Source organism: Streptomyces sp. NPDC007901 (genome assembly GCF_042959465.1).
Taxonomy (GTDB): domain Bacteria; phylum Actinomycetota; class Actinomycetes; order Streptomycetales; family Streptomycetaceae; genus Streptomyces.
This window is the reverse complement of the sequence record NZ_JBIBKW010000081.1, coordinates 1-3,347: the sequence shown is the minus strand read 5'-3', so window position 1 is coordinate 3,347 and position 3,347 is coordinate 1. Positions and strand designations below refer to the sequence as shown.

Below are 3,347 nucleotides of genomic sequence, written 5' to 3'. Positions count from 1 at the left end.
ATACCACCGCCGACGATCAGGACGCTGCGCCGTTGCTGCTTCATCATCTGCTTCCTCGGTAGGTCAGAGGGCCTGAAGCTGCTCGCCGACGTGAGAAGCCCATTCCCCTAGCGGCCGGAACGCGCCGTTGCAGCCGGATGATCTCCGCGTCGAAGTGCACCGCTCGCGGCAGCGGACAGACGTCCGCCGCGTTCTCCACGACGACCGTGCGCACCCCGACCCGACCCGCCGTGATCTCGGCCATCGCACCGAGCGGCCGTATGCCGGCAACAAGAACGTCGTAGGTCGCCATGGCTTGAAGAATGCTCCCGACGATCATGAATGTCAAGATTGACGTGTTGTTATTGACATACTAGTTTCGGCCCTACGCCGACACCCACTTGCGGCGGAAGGAGCCCAAGGTATGGGGCTCGCCAGTTGCACTCGGAAGAGGCAGGCACGGCGATACCCCTGACCGAGGCCGAACTTCTTCCGGTCGTCCCGGATCCCCACGCGATCTGGTACGCCGCGCTGCCCTACCTGGGCCACGTTCGCGAGGGCGGTGATCGGCCCGGCGGTGTTTCCCGTGTCCCTGGAGCTTCTCTTGAACGTGTTGCTGTGGGTTTTCCAGTCCCTGCTCGCCGTCGCCTTCCTCGTGGTGGGGGGCATGAAGATCGTACGAAACAGAGCAGAACTGGCCCAGGTCTTCGGCTGGGTCGAGCAGTTCTCCGACCCCTACGTGAAGATCATCGGACTGCTGGACTCGCTGGTGGGCCTCGGCCTGATCCTTCCGAGCGCCACCGATATCGCACCGATACTGGTCCCCTGGGCCGCTCTCGGCGGTGTCGCGTTGGCCGTGGGCGGGTCCGTCGTCCACCTCCGTCGTTCCGAGACGTCACTCGCCGCCCTGAACCTCCTCTACATCGCGTTGCTGATCACGGTCGCGTGGGGACGTTTCGGGCCCTACCAGTTCTGACCGACCATCCCTGGCGGCCGACCCCCCTGGCCATAAGCACCAGTGCCGCTCGCCATTACCGGACTGTCCCCCAGCCGGCGTTGAGCAGCCACACGGAGCAATACGCGTCGGGCTACGGGCATCGGCGGATTCGATCCCGCCGCTCGCGAAGCCGCTGAGGGCACGCGACGACCTCGGCCACAGGAGGCCACCAGTAGCCGAGCTTGTCCGCGTCGAGCTCAATGGGCGCGGTATCGAGTCCGCGCGTAGTCGTCGTACGGCGACGGCTGTACCGTGGCGCGAACCGAGTGACAAGTTGGCTCCGGTGCGTCCGTTGGCCCTGGGTGTTCGCCCCAGACGACCTCGACGGGTGTGCGGGGCTGAGCGGCCTCCGCATCGACAAGCGCGAGCGACAGAACCGAGCCGAGTGGCGCGACGCTCGTGGTCTGAACCGTGAAGCCGATCGGTGTCCCGTGCCGCTCGATCCGGTACCGGCCGTAGTTGTCGTGGCAGACGTCCGGCTTCAGGCCCGCAACAAGCGCGTCGCCGGGTTCCAGTTCCAGCGTCACCTTCTTACGGCGGACGACGTCCTTCGCTGTGCGGCTCCCCTCCTACTGTGGAGACCGTGACCGGAGGGATAGTTGGGGGTCATGGCATCCAGGAAGCGCATCTACGCCGAGTTCCGTGAGGGGGCGGTACGGATCGTGACGGAGACCGGGAAGCCGGTTCCGGAGGTGGCCGAGGATCTGGGCGTCCGTCCCGGGACGCTGCACAGCTGGGTCTCGCGGGCCCGGCGCAACGGGTCGCCGTCGATCCGGCCCACTGGACGCGGTCGACCTGCGCGAACTGGGCGGCCGCGGTCTACGAGATGGCCGTCGGGGACTACGTTCAGCGCGTCGACCACCTCCACGGGCGTCTTGGCGGCCCGATCGCTTCACGGACCAAGTCCCACATCCTGATGGGCACCCGCACGTTCCTGCGTGACCTGCAGGAATGGGAATGGATCCCTAGACGTTTCGACACGAACCGGGCCCTGGCGGTGCCCGCACGATGGCGGCCCCGATCTCTACCGACCCCCGCGTCATCGCGGATGAGGTCTGGGCGAAACTGCTGTGGGCCGGACTCAACCTCCAGGCCCCAGACCTTCCCGGCACTTCCGCCGGCAGCTACCACCCCCTGGAACTGATCCGTGCTCTCGCTGTGACCTGGCTGTTCTCCCGCCTGCGCAGTGACGAGATCTCCCGGCTCCGGGTCGGCTGCGTCCGCTGGCGGCACGAGGGACAGCCCATCGAGGGCGCCTCCCGCGAGGTCCTGGCCGAGCAGGCCGTCTGCCTCCTCGACGTCCCGGTCAACAAGACCAGTACAGCCTTCACCAAACCCGTCGACCCGATCGTCGGCCAGGCCATCGAGGCTTGGCAGGCCCTGCGGTCCACCCAGCCCGAACGCCTCGACGTCAAGACCAACGAGCGCGTTGACTTGCTCTTCTCCATCCGGGCCCACCCGGTCGCGAAGAACTACATCAACCGCACCCTGATCCCCTCGCTCTGCGAGAAGGCCGGAGTGCTCATCTCCATCCCGTTGACTGGCGACGAAGGCGCCGCTGTCGGTGACGGCCAGACCGCCCTCGACGCACTCCTCGGCCGGCTCGCCGAGGCCCCCACTCGCGCCGGCCCCAGCCCTCGCGACCTGAACCGGCCAACCACCTCCGCACTGCTGCCGATCGTCGAAGTCGACAAGGCACTCAATAGCGAAACCGCAGGTCACAGATTCCACAGAATCGTCGGCTACCTCAGCTCGGGGTCCGACCTCATCGTGACGTCCGGTAACCCGAAGAATGTCTCGGACTTCGCCTCGCTGTGCGGCCTGAAGCTCGGCGTACAGGCCGGCACGACTGAACGACGCGAAGGCAGCCTCGGCCAAGGACTGTGCCGGCAAACCGATCGACATCCAGACCTTCCAGACCAACGACGCGGCGAACCTCGCGCTGAACTCCAAGCGCGTTGACGCGGTCTTCGCCCAGTCGGCGACCAACGCCTACGTCACGTCGGTCTCCAAGGGTCAGTACAAGGTAGTCAGCAAGACGGACAACCCCGCACTCATCGGCGCGTGCATGGCCAAGGACAGCAAGCTCGTCAAGGCTGTCCAGGCCGGCATCCAGAAGCTGATCGACGACGGAACGTACAAGACGATCGTCGAGAAGTGGAACCTGAAGTCCAGCAGCGTCGACACGGCCACCGTCAACGGCGGCCAGTGAGATTCCCTGCTACACGAAAGGTGCTGCTCAGCTACTCAGAGGGGGGTGCCCCGTGACTCGGTCAGGATCCACGCCTTGCACCGTGGCATCAGGCCTCCTTCGCCAGGGCTGCGAATGCCGCTTCCTGCACCACGTGCTCCTCCGCATAGCGGTGCTCAC

Annotated in this window: 6 protein-coding genes; 4 read left to right on the top strand and 2 right to left on the bottom strand. The window is 66.1% G+C overall.

The genetic code is table 11. The features are described from left to right. Positions 1-43: 43 nt before the first annotated feature. Entirely contained in the window at positions 44-292 is a 249-nt protein-coding gene (locus tag ACFZDK_RS55630; protein ID WP_390987037.1) for a hypothetical protein, read from the bottom strand. Positions 293-589: 297 nt separating this feature from the next. On the opposite strand from ACFZDK_RS55630, the gene ACFZDK_RS55625 reads away from it, so the two are divergent. Further along, the gene (locus ACFZDK_RS55625; protein WP_390987042.1) at positions 590-955 is read left to right on the top strand and encodes a DoxX family protein; all 366 of its coding nucleotides are present in this window, start codon (positions 590-592) and stop codon (positions 953-955) included. A gap of 218 nt (positions 956-1,173) precedes the next feature. Here ACFZDK_RS55625 and ACFZDK_RS55620 read toward each other — a convergent pair whose 3' ends face one another. After that, positions 1,174-1,503: a hypothetical protein gene (locus ACFZDK_RS55620; protein WP_390987034.1), complete on the bottom strand. Its 330-nt coding sequence runs from the start codon at positions 1,501-1,503 to the stop codon at positions 1,174-1,176. Between the two features lie 81 nt (positions 1,504-1,584). Here ACFZDK_RS55620 and ACFZDK_RS55615 point away from each other — a divergent pair, with 81 nt between their 5' ends. The 3 genes from ACFZDK_RS55615 (at position 1,585) to ACFZDK_RS55605 (ending at position 3,188) form a co-directional block, all read left to right on the top strand. Further along, on the top strand, positions 1,585-1,893 hold the full coding sequence (locus tag ACFZDK_RS55615) for a transposase (protein WP_390987031.1): 309 nt from the start codon (positions 1,585-1,587) through the stop codon (positions 1,891-1,893). 91 nt (positions 1,894-1,984) lie between these two features. Continuing rightward, a complete protein-coding gene (locus ACFZDK_RS55610) occupies positions 1,985-2,938 on the top strand; it encodes a hypothetical protein (RefSeq protein ID WP_390987029.1) in 954 nt (317 codons plus the stop codon). Continuing rightward, positions 2,826-3,188: a transporter substrate-binding domain-containing protein gene (locus ACFZDK_RS55605; protein ID WP_390987039.1), complete on the top strand. Its 363-nt coding sequence runs from the start codon at positions 2,826-2,828 to the stop codon at positions 3,186-3,188. Before ACFZDK_RS55610 ends, ACFZDK_RS55605 begins: the two co-directional genes overlap by 113 nt. Positions 3,189-3,347: the final 159 nt, after the last annotated feature.

Bases quoted from the DNA above. Each gene is read 5' to 3' on its own strand.
- ACFZDK_RS55610 (WP_390987029.1), top strand. From the start codon at position 1,985: ATGGCGGCCCCGATCTCTACCGACCCCCGCGTCATCGCGGATGAGGTC.
- ACFZDK_RS55630 (WP_390987037.1), bottom strand. From the start codon at position 292: ATGGCGACCTACGACGTTCTTGTTGCCGGCATACGGCCGCTCGGTGCG.
- ACFZDK_RS55615 (WP_390987031.1), top strand. From the start codon at position 1,585: ATGGCATCCAGGAAGCGCATCTACGCCGAGTTCCGTGAGGGGGCGGTA.